This window comes from Type-C symbiont of Plautia stali (assembly GCF_059730935.1).
Window position 1 is genome coordinate 1,305,524 of the sequence record NZ_AP035923.1, and the last position, 23,186, is coordinate 1,328,709.

At 57.9% G+C, this 23,186-nt stretch carries 17 protein-coding genes and 4 pseudogenes; all 21 read left to right on the forward strand.

Annotated elements, in window-relative coordinates:
• The first annotated feature begins 14 nt into the window (after positions 1 to 14).
• The 21 genes and pseudogenes from tssK to tssA all read left to right on the forward strand — a co-directional run bounded on the left by tssK (position 15) and on the right by tssA (position 23,184).
• On the forward strand, positions 15 to 1,355 hold the full coding sequence (tssK, locus tag AC6I7J_RS05945) for a type VI secretion system baseplate subunit TssK (protein ID WP_498006972.1): 1,341 nt from the start codon (positions 15 to 17) through the stop codon (positions 1,353 to 1,355).
• Positions 1,352 to 2,041 carry a type VI secretion system protein TssL, short form gene (tssL, locus tag AC6I7J_RS05950; RefSeq protein WP_498006973.1) on the forward strand — a complete coding sequence of 230 codons (690 nt, stop codon included), beginning with the start codon at positions 1,352 to 1,354 and terminating at the stop codon, positions 2,039 to 2,041. Before tssK ends, tssL begins: the two co-directional genes overlap by 4 nt.
• Positions 2,038 to 3,744: an OmpA family protein gene (locus tag AC6I7J_RS05955; RefSeq protein WP_498006974.1), complete on the forward strand. Its 1,707-nt coding sequence runs from the start codon at positions 2,038 to 2,040 to the stop codon at positions 3,742 to 3,744. The genes tssL and AC6I7J_RS05955 overlap by 4 nt, the downstream gene beginning before the upstream one ends.
• A gap of 3 nt (positions 3,745 to 3,747) precedes the next feature.
• Positions 3,748 to 4,239 carry a type VI secretion system effector Hcp gene (hcp, locus tag AC6I7J_RS05960; RefSeq protein WP_058776563.1) on the forward strand — a complete coding sequence of 164 codons (492 nt, stop codon included), beginning with the start codon at positions 3,748 to 3,750 and terminating at the stop codon, positions 4,237 to 4,239.
• Positions 4,240 to 4,577: 338 nt separating this feature from the next.
• Positions 4,578 to 7,235, forward strand: coding sequence for a type VI secretion system ATPase TssH (gene tssH, locus AC6I7J_RS05965; protein WP_498006975.1), 2,658 nt, complete (start codon positions 4,578 to 4,580; stop codon positions 7,233 to 7,235).
• Complete coding sequence (locus AC6I7J_RS05970; protein WP_498006976.1) at positions 7,232 to 9,610, forward strand: type VI secretion system Vgr family protein; 2,379 nt, start codon at positions 7,232 to 7,234, stop codon at positions 9,608 to 9,610. Before tssH ends, AC6I7J_RS05970 begins: the two co-directional genes overlap by 4 nt.
• Entirely contained in the window at positions 9,611 to 10,396 is a 786-nt protein-coding gene (gene tla1 / locus AC6I7J_RS05975; RefSeq protein WP_498006977.1) for a toxin Tle1 chaperone Tla1, read from the forward strand.
• A 57-nt stretch (positions 10,397 to 10,453) separates the two neighbouring features.
• Positions 10,454 to 10,987: a Tli1a family immunity protein gene (tli1a, locus tag AC6I7J_RS05980; RefSeq protein WP_498006978.1), complete on the forward strand. Its 534-nt coding sequence runs from the start codon at positions 10,454 to 10,456 to the stop codon at positions 10,985 to 10,987.
• A pseudogene (locus tag AC6I7J_RS05985) lies at positions 10,975 to 11,162 on the forward strand (hypothetical protein); the annotation flags it as partial. The gene tli1a (AC6I7J_RS05980) and the pseudogene AC6I7J_RS05985, both read left to right, overlap by 13 nt.
• Positions 11,163 to 11,263: 101 nt before the next feature.
• Positions 11,264 to 11,797 carry a Tli1a family immunity protein gene (gene tli1a / locus AC6I7J_RS05990; RefSeq protein WP_498006979.1) on the forward strand — a complete coding sequence of 178 codons (534 nt, stop codon included), beginning with the start codon at positions 11,264 to 11,266 and terminating at the stop codon, positions 11,795 to 11,797.
• A pseudogene (locus AC6I7J_RS05995) lies at positions 11,785 to 11,971 on the forward strand (hypothetical protein); the annotation flags it as partial. The gene tli1a (AC6I7J_RS05990) and the pseudogene AC6I7J_RS05995, both read left to right, overlap by 13 nt.
• 101 nt (positions 11,972 to 12,072) lie before the next feature.
• Positions 12,073 to 12,603, forward strand: coding sequence for a Tli1a family immunity protein (gene tli1a / locus AC6I7J_RS06000; protein ID WP_498006980.1), 531 nt, complete (start codon positions 12,073 to 12,075; stop codon positions 12,601 to 12,603).
• Positions 12,591 to 12,824: pseudogene (locus tag AC6I7J_RS06005) on the forward strand (hypothetical protein); the annotation flags it as partial. The gene tli1a (AC6I7J_RS06000) and the pseudogene AC6I7J_RS06005, both read left to right, overlap by 13 nt.
• 101 nt (positions 12,825 to 12,925) lie before the next feature.
• Positions 12,926 to 13,459: a Tli1a family immunity protein gene (tli1a, locus tag AC6I7J_RS06010; RefSeq protein ID WP_498006981.1), complete on the forward strand. Its 534-nt coding sequence runs from the start codon at positions 12,926 to 12,928 to the stop codon at positions 13,457 to 13,459.
• Positions 13,447 to 13,680 (forward strand): annotated as a pseudogene (locus AC6I7J_RS06015) (hypothetical protein); the annotation flags it as partial. The gene tli1a (AC6I7J_RS06010) and the pseudogene AC6I7J_RS06015, both read left to right, overlap by 13 nt.
• Before the next feature lie 101 nt (positions 13,681 to 13,781).
• Positions 13,782 to 14,315: a Tli1a family immunity protein gene (gene tli1a / locus AC6I7J_RS06020; RefSeq protein ID WP_494260253.1), complete on the forward strand. Its 534-nt coding sequence runs from the start codon at positions 13,782 to 13,784 to the stop codon at positions 14,313 to 14,315.
• Entirely contained in the window at positions 14,303 to 16,750 is a 2,448-nt protein-coding gene (locus AC6I7J_RS06025) for a T6SS phospholipase effector Tle1-like catalytic domain-containing protein (RefSeq protein WP_498006982.1), read from the forward strand. Before tli1a (AC6I7J_RS06020) ends, AC6I7J_RS06025 begins: the two co-directional genes overlap by 13 nt.
• 18 nt (positions 16,751 to 16,768) lie before the next feature.
• Complete coding sequence (locus tag AC6I7J_RS06030; RefSeq protein ID WP_058782050.1) at positions 16,769 to 17,026, forward strand: PAAR domain-containing protein; 258 nt, start codon at positions 16,769 to 16,771, stop codon at positions 17,024 to 17,026.
• The gene (locus AC6I7J_RS06035; protein ID WP_498006983.1) at positions 17,023 to 18,162 is read left to right on the forward strand and encodes a KPHS_23130 family T6SS system protein; all 1,140 of its coding nucleotides are present in this window, start codon (positions 17,023 to 17,025) and stop codon (positions 18,160 to 18,162) included. Before AC6I7J_RS06030 ends, AC6I7J_RS06035 begins: the two co-directional genes overlap by 4 nt.
• The gene (locus tag AC6I7J_RS06040) at positions 18,146 to 21,586 is read left to right on the forward strand and encodes an ImcF-related family protein (protein WP_498006984.1); all 3,441 of its coding nucleotides are present in this window, start codon (positions 18,146 to 18,148) and stop codon (positions 21,584 to 21,586) included. Before AC6I7J_RS06035 ends, AC6I7J_RS06040 begins: the two co-directional genes overlap by 17 nt.
• Positions 21,583 to 23,184 carry a type VI secretion system protein TssA gene (gene tssA, locus AC6I7J_RS06045; protein WP_498006985.1) on the forward strand — a complete coding sequence of 534 codons (1,602 nt, stop codon included), beginning with the start codon at positions 21,583 to 21,585 and terminating at the stop codon, positions 23,182 to 23,184. Before AC6I7J_RS06040 ends, tssA begins: the two co-directional genes overlap by 4 nt.
• The last annotated feature ends 2 nt before the right edge of the window (positions 23,185 to 23,186 follow it).

Consider the following 23,186-nt stretch of genomic DNA (forward strand, 5'->3'; position numbering starts at 1 on the left):
AAGGCAGGAAGCCAATGAAAACGGAACAACCGTTATGGGGCAGGGGCGTTATGGTCTCTCCCCAGCACTTCCAGCAACAGGTCGCCTATGCGGCCTGGTCTGCGGAATGCATCGCCCGGCTGGGCCTCTCCCATCCCTGGGGGATGATTGCGGCCACCTTCGAACCTGATGCACTGAAGCTGGGCCGCCTGCAGGCCCGTCATCTGCACATCCGTTTCCCCGATGGCACGCTTATCGACACCGATAATGCCGATGACCTGCCGCCGGTGCTGATGCTTGAGGACGAATCACAGGACGTGGTGGTGGTGCTGGCGCTTCCGCTGCTGCGGGCAAATGGCGGCAACTGCCTTAAACCCGATGAGGTGGCCGAGCGCCCTGTGCGTTATCGCCAGCGCTGGCGGGATGTCCGCAACACCTTTGGCGATGATACCCGGCAGATTGCAGTGATGCAGCCAGAGCTGACGCTGCGTTTTGCCCATCAGAACAACAGTGATTATCTGACCTGTCCGGTCGCCCGTCTGCAGCAGGATTTCCAGGGCAGCTGGGCACTCGATGAAACCTGGCTTCCGCCACTGCTGGCTCTGCAGGGCAGCCGCTGGCTGGTAACCCAGCTGGAACAATTGATGACGCAACTGCGTGCCCGTCTGAGTCGACTAATGGCCATGCGACGTGAAAGTAACGAGCGCATGGCCGACTTTGCCGTGGCTGATGTGTCGTTGTTCTGGCTGCTCAATGCCCTGAACAGCGCAGAACCGGTGCTCGGCCAGTTTCAGCGTAACCTGCAAAGTCCACCGGAGCGTTTGTACCCGGAACTGGCGCGGCTTGCGGGCAGCCTGCTGACTTTCTCGCTGGAACACCAGGTGAGTGCTATTCCGGTCTGGCAGCATGAACAGCTGAATAACGTCTTCCCGCCGCTGTTTGACTTACTGGGCGATCTGCTGGAAGCCAGCCTGCCGTCGCGGGTGGTGGCGATTGAGCTTGAGCACGATGCCCGGCTGCACGTCTGGCAGGCCCGTCTGCATGACCCACGTCTGCGCGAAGGGGCGGATTACTACCTTTCCGTGCGTTCACCGATGCCGGTGGCACAACTGCAGGAGCAGTTCCCGCGCCAGTGCAAGATCGGCAGTCCCGATCATGTCAGGAGTATCGTCAATTCCTCACGGGTGGGCGTGCCGCTGACGCCACTGCGCCATGTGCCGGCAGCCATTCCGCTGCGTCTGGAAAACCAGTATTTCAGCCTTGATGTCTCACATCCTCTGGCCAGCGAAATGCTTCAGAGCGGCACCTGTATGTTTTACGTTCCGGGCATGCTCGGCGAGCCTGAACTTGAACTTTTTGCGGTACTGAGAACATGAGTGAGCCTAAACGCAGTACTGCTGCGCCCATTGATATTGATGCTCTGCTGCAGGATACCTGGCTGCAGGTCATCAGCCTGCGTCACGGTCCGACGTTTCAGGACGGAGAGGGGCGCACGTTGTGGGAGCGTTGCATTGCCGATGTCGAACGTGTGCAGCATGAGCTGAAAGCGAGCGAACTCGATGAAGTCAGCTGTCAGCATATTCTCACCGCACAGTGTGCGCTGCTTGATGAGGCGGTCAAAGATCGTGGTGTGGAGGATGACGCCTGCGTGCAGTGGTATGACATTCCCCTGCAGGGGCACTTCCTCGGCACCATGGATGCCGGTGATACACTGTGCGATCGCATGCGTGATGTGCTGCGTGAACCGGCGCCTGACCAGGCTGTTATGACCTGCTTTCAGCGGGTCATGATGCTGGGGTTCCTCGGCAGTTTCCGCTCTCTTAACGATCCGGAGCGCCAGAAACTCGTCAACGCGCTCAGTGAACATGTCACGCCGTTCAGCTATCCACCAACCCATCCGGTTCTGGCGGAAAGCCGTACCGGACGAGAAATGGGCGGCTGGCTGGCGTCATGGCCCGTGCGTATTGGCCTGAGCGTGGTGCTGGTGGCTGCGCTGTGGTGGGGACTGAGCCACTGGCTGGATCAGATGCTGGTGACCCTGCTGCCGGGAGCTGTGAAATGAGTCCTGCACAGCAGCGCGGGCTTGCGCTGTGGGCCGCCCTGCTGAGTGCCGTGGTTTGCCTGAGTTTCCTGCCGGTATCGCGACTGGTTTCGGTGCTCTTTCTGCTTGCCGTGCTGGGGCTTATCCTGGCGTTGTGGATTGTCGCCAGGCGTCGTGCGGAACATGACGTCGACCTGCGTCTGGATGACCTCCCGGAAGCCACTTACCGTCAGCCTGTGGTGCTGGTCTGTGGGGATCTGCCGCTGGCATGTATGCAGCAGTCACCGGTGCTTACTGTGACACAAGGATGCTGGATCCGCGTGGAGGAACATCAGGATCTGCAGCAGGTTGCCTGTCAGATTCTGCGGTTGCGTCCTGACTGGGGCCGACAGCTGTCGGTGATGGTCAGCGTCTGTCCGCAAAAACACGCCGACAGCGAGCGGCTTACCCGTCGTCTGCTGGCGCTACGCTGGCAAATCAGCCAGCTGCGTAAAGAAACCGGGCATTCTGTGCCGCTGGTTCTGAATGGTCAGGTTGGCAGTGCGATGACCAATGATCTGCTCTGGCAGGCGGCTATCCCGGGGGAAGGGGTGAGGGTCTGGCGTGCGTCTTCAGCGCCGGGCTCAGTCGCTGCATGGGTCACCACCGGTGGCGCGCCTGCGATGCAGCAACAGGTGCTGATGAACAGCCTGATGAGCTGGTTCCGGTTGCACGTTAAAGCGGTCTTCATTGATGAGAGCCCTGATGTTCCGGTCATTGCACCGGTTGCGGTGCTGTGGGGATTGGGACCGATCCTGGCCGGAAGTCTGGCCACCTCGGTATGGACGGCATGGCTGTCCCGTCATACTGCGATGCAACAGGTAGCGGGCTGGCAGCCGGTGGGAACGGACAGTACGGTTATTGCCCCGTTGCCGGATTTTATCCTGCCGCTGCTGCCGGAAGGGCGAGGCCTGACGCCGCGTGGGCAAGCCTTCCGTTATGCGCTCGCGATTTTCACGCTGGCGGCCATGGCTGCACTGCTCAGCAGTGGCTGGAACAATCGCCAGTTGCTACAGCGTGTCAGCTTCGATATTGCCCGCTATGAACGTATCCCGATGCAGGATTTCGCACCCAAAGCCGACGCTGTTGCTGTCCTGCGTGACGATGTGGCCGGGCTGGATGACCAGGCGCGCAATGGCGTACCGATGCGGATGGGCCTTGGTCTGTATCAGGGCGAGCGTCTGCGAATGCCTGTGCTGGATGCGATCCGTTCGTATGTGCCCCCGCCACCGCCGCCAAAACCGCAGCCGAAACCGGTGCCGAAAATTGTCCGCCTCGACAGCATGTCGCTGTTCGATTCCGGCAAATCTACGCTGAAAGCCGGGTCCACCAAAATGCTGGTGAACTCACTGGTCGGCATCAAAGCGAAGCCGGGCTGGCTGATTGTGGTCGCCGGCCACACCGATAATACCGGTAACCCGCAACTGAACCAGACGCTCTCTCTGAAACGTGCCGAAGCGGTACGCGACTGGATGCGTGACACCGGTGATGTACCGGAAAGCTGTTTTGCGGTGCAGGGTTATGGCGAAAGCCGCCCAGTCGCAACCAATGACACGACGGATGGGCGCGCGCTCAACCGCCGTGTCGAAATCAGTCTTGTACCGCAGGCTGATGCCTGCCAGATACCGGGCAACACCCAGACGTCATCGCAGGATGATGACGTATCACAACACAACGGAGAGTAATCCATGGCAATCCCTGTTTATCTTTGGCTGAAAGACGACGGTGGTGCGGACATCAAAGGTTCTGTGGACGTTCAGGATCGTGAAGGCAGCATCGAAGTGGTGGCACAGCAGCATAACCTGTACATCCCGACCGACAACAACACTGGCAAGCTGACCGGTACCCGTATCCACACCCCGTTCCTGTTCACTAAGGAAATCGACTCCTCCAGTCCTTACCTGTACAAGGCGGTGACCACCGGGCAGACCCTCAAGTCTGCGGAATTCAAGTGGTACAAAATCAACGACGCGGGCCAGGAAGTGGAGTACTTCAACACCAAACTGGAAAACGTGAAAGTCGTGAAAGTGAATCCGGTGATGCATGACATCAAAAATCCTTCTTTCGAGAAGCACAACCACCTTGAGCAGATCGAACTGCGCTACGAAAAAATCACCTGGACCTATAAAGACGGCAACATCATTCATTCCGATAGCTGGAACGAACGCGCCACCGCCTGATTACGCGTCATATTTCGTGCCGCAGGTGCGTTGGCCGCGCTCGTCCGCCCCGGTCACATAGTTATCTATGCTCCCGGGGCGGATGAGCTTGCCGCCTTCCTGCGACACGAACTATTTAGCGTAATCGACTGTGTGATGGCGTCGTGGGGGCGGCATTCTGGCCGCCCAAATTCGGCCGTGTTGCCTTGTTCGCGACCGTGATACGCATTCTGTCAGATGTCTGGTGATTTCATCCGCGGCGGGTGAAATCACAAGTCATTTCCTTCTTTCCTGCTGCCTTATGCGCTTTGGTTTACAGCGATGGGCGGTAGCGTACCCCCAATCAGGAGATTTTTGCTATGGACAGTCAGCCAGCCGCGCTTCTGCGTCGTCTTAACCCATTCTGCGTGCAGGCACTGGAAGCCGCCGCCTCCCTGTGTCAGACCCGCGCCCATGCGGAAATTTTGCCTGAGCACTGGCTTCTGAAGCTGCTCGAACAGGGGGAAGGAGACCTGACGGTGCTGGCACGCCGCTATGAGTGGGATATGGATATGCTATGGCAGGATTTGCTTGCCTGGCTGGATAAACTGCCGCGTTCAGTCCGTCAGCGTCCGCAATTGTCTGACACTCTTCAGACGCTGATGCAGGAAGCCTGGTTGATTGCTTCTCTCAACGGTGAGGAACAGATCCGCAGCGTCCATTTGCTGATGGCGCTGGTTGATAAACAGAAACTGGTGCGCTGTGACGGGCTGTGGCCGCTGCTGACGCTGGGCCGCAGTCAGCTGGAGCGTCTGCGCCCGCTGCTTGATGGGCAGTCGGAGGAACGCCCGGAGCGGCAACAGGCAGCGGAACTCGCGCAGAGTCATGGTGGTGAGGTGGAATTTGTCGGGCGCCCGGTCGGCGCGGCCATAAAGGAAGGCGAACTCAATCCGGCGCTGCAGAACGCACTCGATAAATTCACGCTCGACGTTACTGCCAAAGCCACAGAAGGCAAAATCGACCCGGTTTTTGGGCGCGATACGGCGATCCGCCAGATGGTGGATATTCTCTCGCGTCGCCGCAAGAACAACCCGATTCTGGTCGGTGAACCAGGCGTCGGTAAAACCGCGCTGGTGGAAGGCCTGGCTTTACGTATCGCCGAAGGCAACGTTCCGGAAAGCCTGAAGCCGGTTATTCTGCGCAGCCTCGACCTCGGCCTGTTGCAGGCGGGCGCAGGCGTGAAGGGCGAATTCGAACAGCGCCTGAAAAACGTGATTGATGCGGTGCAGCAGTCCCCGGTACCGATTCTGCTGTTTATCGATGAAGCGCACACCATCATTGGCGCCGGCAACCAGGCCGGCGGCGCGGATGCCGCCAACCTGCTGAAACCGGCACTCGCCCGTGGCGAACTGCGTACTATTGCCGCCACTACCTGGTCTGAATACAAGCAATACTTCGAACGCGATGCCGCGCTGGAGCGCCGCTTCCAGATGGTGAAAGTGGACGAGCCGGACGACGAGACCGCCTGCCTGATGCTGCGCGGTCTCAAATCCCGCTACGCCGAACACCACAACGTGCATATCACTGATGATGCTGTACGCGCAGCCGTCACGCTTTCCCGCCGCTATCTGACTGGCCGCCAGCTGCCGGACAAGGCGGTTGACCTGCTGGATACCGCGGCCGCACGTGTACGGATGAGTCTCGACACGGTGCCAGAACAAATTGTACGCCTGAAAGCGCAACTGACCGCGCTGGCACTGGAAGCGCAGGCGCTTTGCGAAGATATCGCCGCCGGCAGCAACCGTCATGATGACCGCCTGGGTGCCATTGAGCAGCAGCGCAATGAACTGGATATGCGCATCGAAGAGCAGGAAGCGCGTTTCAGCCATGAAAAGGCGCTGGCACAGCAATTGATGGCCAGCCGTCAGGACCTCACCCAGCAGGCTGAGATTTCCGACCTGCAACAGCGGCTCGAACAGGCGCAGCAGGGCGATGTGCTGGTTCAGGTGGATGTGGACACCCGCACCGTCGCGAATGTGATTGCCGACTGGACCGGTGTCCCGCTGTCTTCGCTGATGAAAGACGAGCAAACCGAACTGCTGACGCTGGAAAACGAAATCGGCCAGCGTGTGGTCGGGCAGGACGTGGCGCTGACCGCCATCGCCCGGCGCCTGCGCGCGGCGAAGACCGGACTCACGTCAGAGAACGGCCCGCAGGGCGTGTTCCTGCTGGTCGGTCCGAGCGGCGTCGGTAAAACCGAAACCGCGCTGGCGTTGGCGGATGTGCTGTACGGCGGTGAAAAATCGCTGATTACCATCAACCTGTCCGAGTACCAGGAGCCGCACACTGTTTCCCAGTTGAAAGGTTCACCGCCGGGCTACGTGGGTTACGGTCAGGGTGGCATTCTCACCGAAGCTATACGTAAGCGCCCGTACAGCGTGGTACTGCTCGATGAGGTGGAAAAAGCGCACCGTGATGTGATGAACCTGTTCTATCAGGTGTTCGACCGCGGCTTTATGCGTGACGGCGAAGGCCGGGAAATTGACTTCCGTAACACCGTTATCCTGATGACCTCCAACCTCGGCAGCGACCATCTGATGCAGCTGCTGGACGAACGGCCGGATGCCAGCGAAGGCGATTTACACGAACTGCTGCGCCCGATATTGCGCGACCACTTCCAGCCGGCGCTGCTGGCGCGCTTCCAGACGGTGATTTATCGCCCGCTGGCAGAAGCTGCGATGCGCAGCATTGTGGAAATGAAGCTGTCACAGGTCAGCAAGCGCCTGCACCGCCACTACGGCCTGACCACACAAATTGATGAAAGCCTGTATGACGCTCTCACTTCTGCCTGTCTGCTGCCGGATACCGGGGCGCGCAACGTCGACAGCCTGCTCAATCAGCAGATTTTGCCGGTGCTGAGTCAGCAACTGCTGAGCCACATGGCCGCCAGACAGAAACCACAGTCGCTATACCTGAGCTGGAGTGAGGAAGAGGGGATCGGGCTGGAGTTTGACCGGACTGAAGGAGATAACGCATGAACACCCGTCTCCCGATCAGATTCAGCCACAGCCATCACCAGTTATCGGTGAAGGGTTGTGAAGCCGGGCTTGATGTGCTGGCGTTTGAAGGCGATGAAGCGCTCAGCCGGCCGTTCAGCTACCGTATTGAATTCACCAGCTCTGAACATGCCATCAGCAAAGAGATGATGCTGATGAAAGCGGCCTCCCTGACGCTGCAGGCCCCGGTTGACCAGGGTTACGGCATCAAAATACAGCAGGCGGTGCGCACCCTTCAGGGCGTGGTGAGCGGCTTTGAACGCCTCGGTACATCAAAAGATGAAACCCATTATGCCCTGACGCTGCAGCCACGCCTGGCGCTGCTTGACCGTTCACACCAGAACGCCATTTATCAGGACATGTCGGTGCCGCAGATTGTGGAAAAAATCCTGCGCGAGCGTCACACCCTGCGCGGTCAGGATTTTCTGTTCTCGCTCTCAAAAGAGTACCCGCGCCGTGAGCAGGTGATGCAGTACGGCGAGGATGACCTGCGCTTCATTACCCGCCTGCTGGGTGAGGTGGGTATCTGGTTTCGCTTTACCACGGATACGCGCCTGAACATCGACGTGGTGGAGTTTTACGACGGTCAGCAGGGGTATGAAAAAGGCCTGACGCTGCCCTCGGTGCCGCCGTCGGGCCAGCATTCAGACGGAGTGGACGCGGTGTGGGGGATGGAGAGCCATCATAACGTGGTACAGAAGCAGGTCAGCACCCGCGACTACAACTACCGCCAGGCCACGGATGACATGAATACCCAGGTCGATGTGACCCGCGGGGATGCCACCACCTGTGGGGATGCCTACCACTGGGGAGACAACTACCTTACCCAGGGTAATACATACGACCGCAATCCGGCTGCGGAGTCGGGGGCGTTCTATGCCCGCATTCGTCATGAGCGCTACCTGAATGGCCAGACCCGGACCCATGCCACCACCAGCTGCCCGACCCTCTCTCCGGGCCAGGTGCTCAACGTCACCGGTGGGTATGAAGTGGCCGAGGTGTTTGCTCAGGGCGTGGTCATCACGGCGATGCGCAGCCATGCGCGGCGTGACCGGGATTTTGAAGTGCATTTTGACGGGATCCCGGACAGCACGGATTTTAGTTTCCGTCCTGAGCCAGGCTCACGCCCGGTGATGGCCGGCACATTACCGGCCCGCGTCACCAGCACCACAGAGAACGACACCTACGGCCACATCGATAAAGACGGCCGCTATCGCGTCAACATGCTGTTTGACCGGGATAACCGGGAAGCCGGGTTCGAGAGTCTGTGGGTGCGCCAGTCCCGCCCGTATGCCGGCGATACTTACGGTCTGCACCTGCCGCTGCTGGCGGGCACCGAAGTGGCGATTGGCTTTGAGGACGGTAACCCGGACCGGCCGTACATCGCCGGCGTGCTGCACGACTCGGCGCACGGCGATCACGTCACCATCCGCAACTACAAACGCAACGTGCTGCGCACGCCGGCGAACAACAAAATCCGCCTCGACGACGAGCGCGGAAAAGAGCATGTCAAGGTCAGCACCGAGTACGGCGGCAAGAGTCAGCTGAATCTGGGGCACCTGGTCGACGGCGAAAAGCAGAAGCGTGGAGAGGGTTTCGAGCTCAGAACCGACAGCTGGGGCGCCATCCGGGCACAGAAAGGGATGTTTATCAGCGCTGATGGCCAGACGAAAGCACAGGGCCAGGTGCTGGAGATGCAGCCGGCGGTCAGTCTGCTAAAAGGAGCGTTGAATCAGGTAACTGGATGGGGAACGATTACGCAGACTCACCACAACATAACGCCTGATTCTGGGCCATTAAGAGCATTTGTTTCCGCTGCCAGTGAGCTTAAAGAGCCTGCGCTGCTGCTGTCTTCACCTAAGGGTATTGCTGCCGTTACGCCGGAAACGACTCTGATGCACAGCGGGAAAGGGTTGTATCTGCAGAGCCTGGGAGAAGTCAATATCACCGCAGCACAGCGCTATTCGGTTAACGCAAGTCAGTCGGTTTCGCTGCTAGCCCTACAGGAAGGAATGCGGCTGGTATCTGCCAAAGGTGCACTGGAGATTGAATCACATAGTGATGTGCTGTCGCTGACTTCCCTGAAGGATGTCACCGTCCAGTCAACGCAGGGACACCTGCAGCTGACGGCAAAGAATGGGATCACGCTCGCCTGCGGTGGCGCTTACATCAAGCTCACGCCACAGGGCGAAATCAACGTGCATGGTCCAGGCCTGTTAAGCCTTAAGGGGCAACATAAATTACAGGGCCCGGCGAGTGAGGATTATCCGCTGCCTGAATTGCCTTCATCAGTATGCAAAGAGTGTCTGAAAAAGGCGCAGCGGCTGGCACAGGGCTTTGTGCCAAGGGAGGCATAAATGAACACGACCCATATCACTGACTGGGTGAATCTGCTTCAGCAAACCTGCGCTGATATAAACCTGACCCACCTTGATTTTATTCTCGACCAGTGCGGTATTGATTTTTCCGTCATTCCGGTACTGCGCGATTTTTCACCACCTCTGTTATGGCAGTCTCTCTATCAGGGCTTGCCGGAAGATGCCCTGCCAGAAGAGTCGCCGCTGTTGATCAGGATCTCTTTGAACGATCCGCTTCAGAAACAGTGGTTGATTGAGCTGGCTCAGAAAGTACAAAAAACTGCTCCACTACTGGTGCTCTGTTCTCCCTGGCCTTTCGCGACACTGGCGGAATGGTTAACAACCTGCACCGATGCGACACATGAAGGACGGGCGGGGCTGTTCAGATACTTTGATGCCCGTATTTTTCCTTATTTGTTCTCTCATATTCTGGAACCTGATCAGCAGGCCCAGTTGCAGCGCCCGGCGCTGTTCTGGAGCTGGCTGGATCCTGACGAGAAGCCGGGGTTGCTGATGGGGCAGGGAGCACAGCCCGCCATCAACGAGAAGTGCCAAAACATCGCTTTGAGCGATAGCCAGTTTGAAGCTCTGATGTGCATCTGCGATGCCAGGCTGATGCTTCGCTATCGGGACGTTCCCGATACGGGATTTGCTTCGCAGGCTGAACGGTTTACGGCCTGTTTCAACGGTATGCTTTCAGCCACCGCCAAAGGGATGCTACTGGATAAAGAGCGCGAGGATTGGGTGATTAAGACCCTGATCGGACGGTCCTCAGCAGAAGTCTGAAAGTGGGTTCATGAGGCAGTTCGCCTTCCGGAGAGGCTGCCATACATGGAATGTAAAATGAAAATACGACATTACCTCGTGGTACTGGGTGCCCTGCTGCTGGCGGGCTGTAGCCAGCCGGTGGCGAAAGCCAAAACCCGGAGCGGCGGCGGTGGGATTATTGCCGCCATCAACCACACCAAATGGGCGATCAACCATTTCAGCGTCGACGGTCAGTCTGGCATCGATGCTATTGGTCCGTATCAGGGCGGCGGCGGGGGGTGTTGCTATGGCGTGCCGGCGAAGTGGCGGCCGGGTATGACGGTGAGGGTGGACTGGGAAAGTGGCGAAGCATCAACAAAAGGGTTTCCAGGATTCGCTGATTCAAAAAAATACAGAGAATGGCGAGATAAAATTAAGGCCCAGAATAAGCAGCACAGTGCGGTGGTACCAGTTCCGGACTATACGGGACAGGAAATCTGCGGGATCACAGTGCATTTTCTGCCCTGTGATGAGGTGAAAGTGACGACCAGTTGTGCCAACTATGGCCATCCGGAACATCCGATCAAAGAGCCCCTTAAGATGCCGGAGCCAAAAGTATGTCCAAAATAATTACCGATCTGGCGTGGTTCCCGCCAGCGTTCCCGGCTCAGGGGCGTTTACCCACCAGGGCTGCGCTGGTTTGGCAAAAACTGCGCGCAGCAGGACAGCCACGAGCTTACCTGGCGGCAGGACTGAGCATATCAGCCTGTTTTTCGACGGCACCGGCAATAACCTTAATCACGATCTGGTTTTTATTCATCTTCAGTAATGCTCAGCCATGCCATCCCGAAAAGTCATGGCTGAGCAAGACGCACGTCATCCGTTTCTTCATCAAAGGAATGCAAAATGAAAATACGACATTACCTCGTGGTACTGGGTGCCCTGTTGCTGGCGGGCTGTAGCCAGCCGGTGGCAAAGGCGGAAAACCGGAGCGGCGGCGGTGGGATTATTGTCGCCATCAACCACACCAAATGGGCGATCAACCATTTCAGCGTCGACGGTCAGTCGGGCATCGATGCTATTGGTCCGTATCAGGGCGGCGGCGGGGGATGCTGCTATGGCGTGCCGGCGAAATGGCGACCGGGTATGAGGGTTAAGGTTGACTGGGAAAGCGGAGAAGCCTCAATGAAAGGTTTTCCTGGGTTTGCGGATACAGCTAAGTATCGGGCTTGGGAAAAAAAAATGAGTGCTAATAATCGCCAGCATAGCAAGGTTGTCCCAGTGCCGGACTATACGGGGCAAAAAACCTGCGGCATCACGGTGCACTTTCTGCCCTGTGATGAGGTGAAGGTGACAACCAGTTGCGTGAGCCCCGGCCGGCCGGGGTACCCAATCAACGAGCCATTGCAAATGCCGGAGCCGAAAGTATGTCCAAAATAATTACCGATCTGGCATGGTTTCCGCCGGCGTTTCCGGCTCAGGGGCGTTTACCCACCAAGGCTGCGCTGGTTGGCGCAAACTGCGTGCTGCAGGACAGCCACGAGCTTACCTGGCGGCAGGGCTGTGCATATCAGCCTGTTCTTCGACGGCACCGGCAATAACCTTAATCACGATCTGGCCTTTATTCCTCTTCAGTAATGCTCAGCCATGCCATCCCGAAAAGTCATGGCTGAGCAAGACGGACGTCATCCGTTTCTTCATCAAAGGAATGCAAAATGAAAATACGACATTACCTCATGGTACTGGGTGCCCTGCTGCTGGCGGGCTGTAGTCAGCCTGCGGCGAACGCGGAAAGCCGGGGGGGCGGCGGAACCATAGAGGCAATTAACCACACCAGATGGGCAATCAACCATTTCAGCGTCGACGGTCAGTCTGGCATCGATGCTATTGGTCCGTACCAGGGCGGCGGCGGGGGGTGCTGCTATGGCGTGCCGGCGAAATGGCGACCGGGTATGACGGTGAAAGTCGACTGGGAAACGGGGGTGGGCGGCTCAAAAGGTTTTCCCGGCTTTGCAGATAGAGAGAAGTTCAAAAAATGGAAAAAAGATATGCAGGCCCAGAATAAGCAGCACAGCGCGGTGGTACCGGTTCCGGACTATACGGGACAAGAAATCTGCGGGATAACGCTGCATTTTCTGCCCTGTGATGAGGTGAGAGTGACGACCAGTTGCGCCAACTATGGCCATCCGGAACATCCGATCAAAGAGCCCCTTAAGATGCCGGAGCCAAAAGTATGTCCAAAATAATCACCGATCTGGCGTGGTTCCCGCCGGCATTTCCGGCTCAGGGGCGTCTACCCACCAGGGCTGCGCTGGTTGGTGCAAACTGCGCGCTGCAGGACAGCGATGAACTGACCTGGCGGCAGAAACCGTGCCTGGCCGCCAGACGGCGCGCGGAGCCTCCCTGCTGTAAAACTTTACACATCAGCCTGTTTTTTGACGGCACCGGCAATAACCTTAATCACGACCTGACCTTTATCCCTATTCAGTAATGCTCAGCCATGCCATCCCGAAAAGTCATGGCTGAGCAAGACGGACGTCATCCGTTTCTTCATCAAAGGAATGCAAAATGAAAATACAACATTACCTCGTGGTACTGGGCGCCCTGCTGCTGGCGGGCTGTAGCCAGCCGGTGGCGAAAGCCAAAACCCGGAGCGGCGGCGGTGGGATTATTGTCGCCATCAACCACACCAAATGGGCGATCAACCATTTCAGTGTCGACGGTCAGTCGGGAATTGACATTATCGGTCCGTACCAGGGCGGCGGCGGGGGGTGCTGCTATGGCGTGCCGGCGAAATGGCGACCGGGTATGACGGTGAAAGTCGACTGGGAAACGGGGGTGGGCGGCTCAAAAGGTTTTCCCGGCTTTGCAGATAGAGAGAAGTTCAAAAAATGGAAAAAAGATATGCAGGCCCAGAATAAGCAGCACAGCGCGGTGGTACCGGTTCCGGACTATACGGGACAAGAAATCTGCGGGATAACGCTGCATTTTCTGCCCTGTGATGAGGTGAGAGTGACGACCAGTTGCGCCAACTATGGCCATCCGGAACATCCGATCAAAGAGCCCCTTAAGATGCCGGAGCCAAAAGTATGTCCAAAATAATCACCGATCTGGCGTGGTTCCCGCCGGCATTTCCGGCTCAGGGGCGTCTACCCACCAGGGCTGCGCTGGTTGGTGCAAACTGCGCGCTGCAGGACAGCGATGAACTGACCTGGCGGCAGAAACCGTGCCTGGCCGCCAGACGGCGCGCGGAGCCTCCCTGCTGTAAAACTTTACACATCAGCCTGTTTTTTGACGGCACCGGCAATAACCTTAATCACGACCTGACCTTTATCCCTATTCAGTAATGCTCAGCCATGCCATCCCGAAAAGTCATGGCTGAGCAAGACGGACGTCATCCGTTTCTTCATCAAAGGAATGCAAAATGAAAATACAACATTACCTCGTGGTACTGGGCGCCCTGCTGCTGGCGGGCTGTAGCCAGCCGGTGGCGAAAGCCAAAACCCGGAGCGGCGGCGGTGGGATTATTGTCGCCATCAACCACACCAAATGGGCGATCAACCATTTCAGTGTCGACGGTCAGTCGGGAATTGACATTATCGGTCCGTATCAGGGCGGCGGCGGGGGGTGCTGCTATGGCGTGCCGGCGAATTGGCGACCGGGTATGACGGTCAAAATCGACTGGGAAACAGGAGTGGGATACTCAATGGATTTTCCGGGTTATGCCGATGAACAAAAATTTTTATCCTGGGCCCAAAAAATAAAAGCCCAGAATAAGCAGCACAGTGCGGTGGTACCAGTACCGGATTATACGGGGCAAAAAACCTGCGGGATAACGGTGCACTTTATGCCCTGTGATGAGGTGAAGGTGACCACCAGCTGCGTGAGCCCCGGCCGGCTGGGCTACCCGATCAACGAGCCCCTTAAGATGCCGGAGCCGAAAGTATGTCCAAAATAATTACCGATCTGGCATGGTTCCCGCCGGCGTTTCCGGCTCAGGGGCGTTTACCCACCAGGGCTGCGCTGGTAGGCGCAAACTGCGCGCTGCAGGACAGCGATGAACTGGCCTGGCGGCAGAAACTGTGCCTGGCCGCCAGACAGCGCGTGGAGCCTCCCTGCTGTAAAACTTTACACATCAGCCTGTTTTTCGACGGCACCGGCAATAACCTTAATCACGACTTATATATTGCTGACCCGAAGCATCCCACCAATATTGCCCGTCTGTTTCGCGCCACCATCGGGCAGGGGACTGCCGGGGGGGTAGCAAAAGGGGAGGAGCTGCTGGATGCTGACGGCAGCGGCGATGATAAATACTACAAATATTATATTCCCGGCGTCGGGACGCCTTTTCCCGAGGTGAACGATCTGGATTTCAGCATGATGGGGCTGGCGACAGCGACCCACGGGGAGGACAGAATCAACTGGGGTCTGCTGCGAATTATCGATGCCCTGAAGCGGACGACAACCAGGATGAGTCTGTCGAACAGTGCGAGCTGGAGCGCGGTGGATAAAATGGCCACCTCGATGGCGTCCTTTGGGCTGACCGGCAGCGCTAACCGTTATGAGACCTTCCAGAGCCTGCTGAAAGATATGGCACCAGAGCTGCAAAAGGCCCTGGTACCCACCGAGCCCGGAAAGCCAAAGCTGATGGGAATCAAGCTGTACGTGTACGGCTTTTCGCGCGGCGCAGCGGCAGCACGAGCTTTTGTCCGCTGGCTTAGCGAACTGCTGCCAAAGCCTGAGGAGGGAAAAGACAAACCCGAGCAGTGCCTGGCAGTGGGCGATCTGAAAATTCCGCTCAGTGTAGAGTTCCTGGGCCTGCTGGATACGGTGGCCTCGGTGGGCGTGGCGCATATCGCCCCGGTGGCGGAAGGGCATATGGGCTGGGCAGACGAGACCCAGGAACTGCCGGCAGAGAAGATCTACGGCGGCTTGATTAAAAAGTGTGTCCATCTGGTCTCTTCCCACGAGCAGCGGCTGTGTTTCCCGCTGGATTCGATCCGCCGTCCGGATGGTACGTATCCGGCGAACAGCCAGGAGGTGGTTTATCCGGGAATGCACTCGGATTTAGGCGGGGGATATCCACCGGGAGATCAGGGAAAGGCCAATGGTGATGGCGATAGTTTGCTGTTGTCACAAATTGCTTTAAATGAAATGTACGCCGCTGCTTTTGAATCAGGTGCCCCTCTAAAAGTTCCAGAGGATAGTTTACCTGAGGATCTTAAAACTCAGCGCTGGAGGGTAATGGATGCCGATAGAGTCTTAGAATTCGATATTGATACTGCTTTAGTCAATCGTTTCAACGCCTGGCGCGAGCTTACCCTCGGTCTGAGTTCGTCCACAGTCCCGATTCTCCCCGAACAAGCCGCAATATACGATCCACCGCGCGCGCCGGTCAGCCTGGAGAAAGCCCTTGAAGATCAGATGGGCTGGATCACCGCCTGGCGTATTAACCGCTATGCCGGGGGAACCTACAAGACCCAGCGCTTCTATGTCGATTCGGCGGCAAATGGGCTGGATAAAGACAGCGATCCGCTGGTCAGAAAGCAGTCTGAGGATGACTGGAAAGAAGCACAGAAAAAAGTTGACGATGCTCGTAAGGAAATAATTGCCGAACATAAACCTGAAGATGGCTTCCTGATGCTCCCGCCGGGGCCAAAGGATTTCGACGCCGCGCTGGGGCAAACCCAGCTGCGTCAGGCCGCAGAGGAGTTCAGAGAGGATTACCACGGCCTCTCCCGGTCGGGTACCGGTAACTGGATTTTTACTGCGGTTGATTCAATGAGTAACGCCATCTTCCTGCTGAATAACGATAATGAGTATGGCGAATGGCTCAGCATGAAAACCGCCGGAGACGATCGTGTAAAAGTGCTTTTCCCGGCGGCCGGCGAAGCGAGTAACGCCACTGAACCAGGCGGGCTGGTGCGGGCACTGTTTGACGATCAGATCCACGATTCCCGCGCGTGGTTTATGCACAACGCCTTCGGCTCCCGCGAACCCTGGGGCAGCTATTTCCTTTACCGGATGATCTATTTCGGCAGCTGCAGCAGTAAGCCAATGACGCCGTTGATGATTGCCGGAGCGGTGGTGGGCGTCGCGACCCTTGCCGCAGGCGCGGCCGTTATCATCAGACAGAAAAGCGCGAAGGGCAAACTCGCGGGGCTTGCCGGTACCGCGGGTGCCGTTTACCTCGAAACGCAGGCCATCGATCTGCTTTCCGGCAAACCGCTGCCAATGCTGCCCAACGCTGCACAGCTGCAGGCGCCAACGATGGAGCCAGGCACAGTGGTGGCTCAGCAAACGCAGCTCATCAGCGATCAGCGGCTGGCACTGGCAAAAACGATGATTGAGTCCAGCTGGGCGGAAAATCTTAAGGCGACCGTAACGGCCTGATTCAGGGAAGGATGAAGGATGAAAACAGTGATACGCGAGGGCGATACCCTGCGGGAGTACGGTGGGAAAGTGCTGGGCGGGCATTATCTGTGCTTCGGGAAAGGGATCGCCTGTAAAGGCGATGCAGTGAAGTGCAATAAACATGGCATCACGGTCATCAGTGAAGGCAGTTCGTTATCGGAAGTGGACGGACAGCCGGTGGCGCTGCATGGTCATCGTTGTGCCTGTGGCTGCACGCTGGTGAGCTCTTTTCCCGATTGCGGCATTGAGCTGTGAGACCATTCCCGGAGTATCCACCCTACCGGGTGGCGCGCGCCCCTGACGGCAAGCGATGGCTGTCAGCGGGGGCGCTGATGGTGTTGCTGTGCGGGGGAGGCGGCGCGCTGCTTCATCCTGCCGGGAGCGGTGCCGGACTGGTGATAAAAGGAATGGCTGGCGCGGTGGTTCTGATGGGCGTGCTCTGGTTAATACGCCTGCTGTATTACCGGACGTCGGCCCATAACGCCCGGTACTACAAACAACTGGTTGAGCAGCAGCAGCAGGCCTGGTGGGAGCAGCATCAACATCGTTTCGCGCTTAGTGAAATGGTGCTGCTGGGCCCGGCCGGGACCGATTCGCCACACTGGCTGCGGCTGCTAAAGCGGGAGCATCGGGTTCCTGAGATAAAAAATGAGTCGAGCGGGAAAGCGCTGCGTATCGGTCGAACGCTGGTCGATACGGTGGCTGAGCGCGAGGCTTTACTGGCAAAAATGCTGGTGCTGCAATGGCGGACGCAGCGCGCAGATTCCTCTCTGCCACACTTATGGCGCTGCTACTGGCAGGGTTCTCTGGATGCCTGGCGTGCATTCTGTAGCCAGATGCAGGTTTCATTTCCTGACGTGGCGCTTCCTGAAAAACCGGAGACATGGCAAGGCGAAGAGACGTTGTCTGCACTTGCCGCAACGGCTCAAACGCTCCCTGAAACAGAGGCCATTCTGGTCGCCGGGTGTCATTCGATAGTTGCCTCGTTTAATTCTGCGCAGCCTGCCGGTGAGTCCGCTGCACTGTGTCTGGTCGCGCAGAAAGGGCTGGTCAGCCTCACCCGGGGGGAAGTTTACGATATGGCCGGGAAAGAGGTTTTAACCGCAGTCTGCGAACGAGCGGAGCAGCAAAGTGACCTCGGAACGCCGCTTGACACCTGCATGCTGTTCTCACAGCCGGCGCTGCCCGCCCTGGCGCATAGCGGCTGGAATGTGACCCATCACGTTCAGGACCTCAACTGGGGGAACCCCGGTGATATGGAAATGCTTATCGTGCTGATTCTGGCGGCCGTTTACGCAAATAATTATCAACAACCCTGCGGCTGGATAGCCAAAGATCCTCTACATACTCTCGCTCTTGGAATTATTAAACCTTATGGTGAAGGAAAATAAACCCGCTGAATTTTCGGTGTTTGCCACGGCGGTGTTGTTTGTTGCTACTGTCACGCTACTTGTGCTGGCAGGTGGGTTACTGTGGTGGTATTGGGGGGAAGATCTCTCCACGGAATGGGACGTGATACGTCGAATCATGACGGCCTGTTTTGTTGTCTGGGGAGTGTCGCTCTGCGTACTGGTGCTGGGGTTTATCGCTTTTCATTTAATGATTCGGGAAAAAGTGATGGGAGAGGCTTCTTCCAGACCGGTCAAAAAGAAAAGAACGCTCCGTCTGCCGCTCAGGGCGGACATCAGCAACCATCTCCGTCGTCGTTATAGCCTCTTCTGGCGAAGTAAAGTCCGCCTGCTGTTAGTCACAGGCGATGAAAACGCCATCGCTCAGTTGGTGCCCAACCTGCAAGCCCGCCAGTGGCTGGAAGGCAACCGCACGGTCTTGATTTATGGCGGCAGCCTGACTGCTGAACCCGATAAGGAAAAATACGCTGCGCTGCGTAAACTGCGCCGCGGGCGTCCGCTGGACGGGATTGTCCGCGTCATGCCGCAGTCGTTTAATCTGACCCCGCAAATCAGCGACAACGATTTACGCGGCCTGGAAAAAATCAGCGAACTGCTGCGCTATTCCGCCCCGGTTTATTTGTGGCAGCTGTGCGACAGCGCCTGGTCGCAGGCAAAACGCACTGAACAGACGGTAGGGGCTACTTTTCCTCTGCGTGCTGAGCCTGACGATATTTGTCGTCAGCTTGAACGGATGCTGTCGGACCTGCGGACGCAGGGGGTGAGCCAGGTCGCTGAGAACAACGGCCACGACTTCCTGCTGCGTCTGGGTCAGCACCTCAAAGACGGCGGTATCGCCCGCTGGGCTCAGCAACTGGTGCCATGGCTGACAGCCTCCCAGCAGCGCGTTCCGCTGCGTGGTCTGATGTTCAGCCTGCCGGACAGTCACTCAATTCATCCGACAGAGGAAACAGCCGACGCTGAGAAATTTATCCCGGAATCACAACGCCATGCGCTGACTTTGCCGGTGACCTGGCAGGGTATCGTGGACGACTGTACCCGTGTTCGTGGCCGCCGAGTCGGTATGGCGTGGGAACAGACGCTTGCCTGGACGCTGATGGCCATCATGGGTATCTGGGGCGCGGGAACGCTGCTGTCGTTCGCGGTCAACCGTCAACAGATCGTTTCTGTTGCTGAGCAGGCCCATGCCCTGGTGGAGCATCCTGCGGTATCGGATGAGCAGCTGACGACGCTGCATACGCTGCGTAATCATGCCGGTCGCCTGCAGCATAGTATTCAGGAAGGCGCCCCCTGGTATCAGCGTTTTGGCCTTGACCATAACCCGCAGTTGCTCGATGCATTGCTGCCCTGGTATGGCGTGGCGAACAATCGCCTGATCCGCGATCCGGCCAGTGCTGCGCTGACTAAAAAACTCAATGCGCTGGCGAATTCCGAACCGAACAGCGATCGGCGCGCTCAGCTGGCGACGCTGGGCTATGACCAGCTGAAGGCCTGGCTGATGATGGCGCGTCCGGATAAAGCCGATGGCGCGTATTATGCCCAGACCATGAAAGCTGTGCAGCCGACGCGAAAGGGCATTTCAACCGGTCTGTGGCAAAGCCTGGCGCCGGATTTGTGGGCTTTCTACATCAACGAACTGCCCGGGCAACCACAGTGGAAAATTACCCCGGATGCGCAGCTGGTGAGCCAGAGCCGCCAGGTGCTGTTGCAGCAAATTGGCCGGCGTAACGCCGAAAGCACGCTGTATGAAAACATGCTCACATCGGTGCGCCGTAACTTTGCCGATGTGTCGCTGGAAGACATGACCAGCGGTACTGATGCCCGCCGCCTGTTCACCACTGATGAAGTGGTACCGGGCATGTTCACCCGTCAGGCGTGGGAGGGCGGTATTCAGCAGGCTATCGAAAAGGCCGCCAACTCTCGCCGGGATGAAATTGACTGGGTGCTGAGTGACAGCCGGAAAGCGGTCTCTTCAGACCTGTCGCCGGAGGCCCTGAAAGCACGTCTGACGCAACGTTACTTCACCGACTTTGCCGGTAGCTGGCTGAGCTTCCTTAACAGTCTGCGACTTAATTCTGCGAACAACATCGCAGACGTTACCGACCAGCTGACGCTGATGAGCGATGTCCGCCAGTCGCCACTGATTGCCCTGATGAATACCATTGCCTGGCAGGGGCAGACCGGCCAGCACAGCGAAAGTCTGTCGGATTCCATTATCAAATCGGCTAAAGATCTCGTAAGTGGACAGGACAAGCCAGCGATTGACCAGTCTGCATCAGGGCCGCAGGGCCCGCTGGATGACACCTTTGGCCCGCTGCTTCAGCTTTTAGGTAAAAACAAAGGCAGCAACGTTATGTCGGCGGATACGTCACTGAGCCTGCAGACGTATCTGACCCGCATCACCCGCGTGCGCCTGCGCCTGCAGCAGGTGGCCAGCGCCTCTGATCCGCAGGCAATGATGCAGACTCTGGCGCAGACCGTGTTCCAGGGCAAAAGTGTGGATCTGACCGACACCCAGCAGTACGGCAGTCTGATTTCGGCAAGCCTGGGCGAAGAGTGGAGTGGTTTTGGCAGCACAATGTTTGTCCAGCCCCTGACTCAGGCCTGGGAGACCGTGCTTCAGCCGTCGGCGGCGAGCCTGAATGATAAATGGAGCCGCTCGGTTGTCGCCAACTGGCAAACTGCCTTTGACGGACGTTTCCCGTTTGCCGCCAGCAAAAGTGATGCCTCTTTACCCATGCTGGCTGAATTTGTGCGCAAGGACAGCGGGCGTATCGAGCGCTTCCTGACCACAGAGCTCAACGGGGTGCTGCACAAAGAGGGCAGCCAGTGGGTGCCGGATAAGGTCAACAGCCAGGGGCTGAGCTTTAACCCGGCCTTGCTGCGGGCGATTAATCAGCTGAGCCAACTGTCAGACATTCTGTTCACCGATGGCAGCCAGGGCATCAGCTTTGAGCTGCAGGCGCGTCCTGTACCGCAGGTAGTGGAAACCCAGTTGATTATTGATGGACAAAAGCTGCACTACTTCAATCAGATGGCCGACTGGCAGAGCTTCCGCTGGCCGGGTGACACTTACAAGCCGGGGACGATGCTGACCTGGACCTCAGTCAACGCCGGTGCGCGTCTGTTCGGGGATTACAGCGGAACCTGGGGCTTTATTCGCTGGCTGGACCAGGGCAAACGCCAGCAGCTTGACCGCAGCCAGTGGATGATGAGCTTTACTGCCCCGGACGGTCGCACTTTGCAGTGGGTGCTGCGCTCACAACTCGGGAAAGGTCCGCTGGCGTTGCTGGATCTGCGCGGTTTCACGCTGCCGGATCAGATATTCAGTGTCGACAGCGCGGCCACCGCGCAGGCGCTGATGGCTAACACCGCAAACAGTGACATGGAGGAGGTCGAAGAATGAGCACACTGCAGAATCTGGTCACCGCCTGTCAGGCTGACGAAACTCAGCTGCGGCAGCAGGCGCAGGTACGCACGGAAAACTGGCAGCCCTGGCTTGCGCCGGTAAGTAGCGCCAGTCCGACCGGTGAGGACCCGGGCTATGATGATGATTTTCAGCGTATCCGCGAAGAGGTCAATAAGCTCTCCGGCATTGATACCGGGTTGATTTGTACGCTTGCCGAAAAACTGCTGACCACTGCGGCCAAAGATATCCGGGTTGCAACTTATTACTGCTGGGCGCGCCTGCACCAGGACGGCGAAGCCGGTTTTGCCGAAGGACTTGAGCTGCTGGCGGGATTGCTACAGCGCTATGGCACGCAGCTTCATCCTCAGCGCGAGCGGAGCCGTAAACCGGCGCTGGAGTGGCTCGCAGGCTCCCGTGTTCTGGACAGCCTGTCACTCTGGCCGGAAGTGGTTCGCGACGATGCACTACGCACTGCCGGTGCGTTGCTGCTGCTGCGCGACTGTCTGGACACAGAGCCGGAAGCGTCGCGGCCAGAGCTGAATGCCCTGTACAGCGCGCTGGAATCCCGCCTGATAAAGGCCGGAGGTGTGGATGCCGTGGTACCGCAGAACGCAGGTAATAAGGCTCCGTCACAGTTCTCCACGCCTGTGACGGAGCCAGATGCGCCAGTGCTGAGCCGCATCACCTCCGGTCAGGATTTGCTGGCCCAGGCCCGCACCCTGACCGGATATCTGCGTGATCAACCCGATGGCTGGCTTGCCGCACACCGGCTGATGAAAAGCCTGCGTCATGACACGTTGCACAGCATTCCTGCCCCGGATGCACAAGGCAAAACCCGCATAGATCCGCCTCGCGCAGACCAGCGTGCCATGCTCAAACGTCTGTATCTGCAGCAGAGCTGGGGCGAAATACTGGAGCAGGCAGACAGCGCCTTTTCGCGTGGCGCTAATCACCTCTGGCTGGATTTGCAGTGGTATATCCACCAGGCGCTGATGAAATCGGGGCAGGAGGTGCTTGCCGGGATCATCGCCGCCGACCTGAAAGGATTACTGCGTCGCCTTACCGGGCTTGAAACCCTGGCCTTTAATGACGGTACGCCGTTTGCCGATGAAGTGACGCTGAACTGGATAAATCAGAACGTACTGGACGATATGTCCGGCTGGCGGGATGAGCCGGTCAGTGCCGCCGGTGAAACAGATAACGATATCCTGGCTCTCGAGCCGGAAGCGCTGGATAAAGCGGACACCGACGGTCTGGATGCCACGCTTCACTGGCTACAGACACGCCCGGGCACCGACTCGACAAAAGACAGATGGTTGCTGCGTTTGCTGATGGCCCGCGTGGCCGAGCAGAAGGGCAAAAATGAACTGGCGCTGCATCTGCTGGGAGAGCTCGACAGTGCCGCACAGTCAATTACCCTCACGCAGTGGACACCGGCACTGCTGTTTGAAGTGAAATCCCGCCGCCTCAGACTGCTACGCATGAAAGCCACACGCAGTGAAACCGATAAATCACGGTTACAGCCAGAGATGGATCTGCTGCTGTCCGGTCTGATTGCGCTCGATCCAGCCAGCAGCGCAGTGCTTTGCGGCTAAAA

Bases quoted from the DNA above. Each gene is read 5' to 3' on its own strand.
- tssK (WP_498006972.1), top strand. From the start codon at position 15: ATGAAAACGGAACAACCGTTATGGGGCAGGGGCGTTATGGTCTCTCCC.
- tssL (WP_498006973.1), top strand. From the start codon at position 1,352: ATGAGTGAGCCTAAACGCAGTACTGCTGCGCCCATTGATATTGATGCT.
- AC6I7J_RS05955 (WP_498006974.1), top strand. From the start codon at position 2,038: ATGAGTCCTGCACAGCAGCGCGGGCTTGCGCTGTGGGCCGCCCTGCTG.
- hcp (WP_058776563.1), top strand. From the start codon at position 3,748: ATGGCAATCCCTGTTTATCTTTGGCTGAAAGACGACGGTGGTGCGGAC.
- tssH (WP_498006975.1), top strand. From the start codon at position 4,578: ATGGACAGTCAGCCAGCCGCGCTTCTGCGTCGTCTTAACCCATTCTGC.
- AC6I7J_RS05970 (WP_498006976.1), top strand. From the start codon at position 7,232: ATGAACACCCGTCTCCCGATCAGATTCAGCCACAGCCATCACCAGTTA.
- tla1 (WP_498006977.1), top strand. From the start codon at position 9,611: ATGAACACGACCCATATCACTGACTGGGTGAATCTGCTTCAGCAAACC.
- tli1a (WP_498006978.1), top strand. From the start codon at position 10,454: ATGAAAATACGACATTACCTCGTGGTACTGGGTGCCCTGCTGCTGGCG.
- tli1a (WP_498006979.1), top strand. From the start codon at position 11,264: ATGAAAATACGACATTACCTCGTGGTACTGGGTGCCCTGTTGCTGGCG.
- tli1a (WP_498006980.1), top strand. From the start codon at position 12,073: ATGAAAATACGACATTACCTCATGGTACTGGGTGCCCTGCTGCTGGCG.
- tli1a (WP_498006981.1), top strand. From the start codon at position 12,926: ATGAAAATACAACATTACCTCGTGGTACTGGGCGCCCTGCTGCTGGCG.
- tli1a (WP_494260253.1), top strand. From the start codon at position 13,782: ATGAAAATACAACATTACCTCGTGGTACTGGGCGCCCTGCTGCTGGCG.
- AC6I7J_RS06025 (WP_498006982.1), top strand. From the start codon at position 14,303: ATGTCCAAAATAATTACCGATCTGGCATGGTTCCCGCCGGCGTTTCCG.
- AC6I7J_RS06030 (WP_058782050.1), top strand. From the start codon at position 16,769: ATGAAAACAGTGATACGCGAGGGCGATACCCTGCGGGAGTACGGTGGG.
- AC6I7J_RS06040 (WP_498006984.1), top strand. From the start codon at position 18,146: ATGGTGAAGGAAAATAAACCCGCTGAATTTTCGGTGTTTGCCACGGCG.
- tssA (WP_498006985.1), top strand. From the start codon at position 21,583: ATGAGCACACTGCAGAATCTGGTCACCGCCTGTCAGGCTGACGAAACT.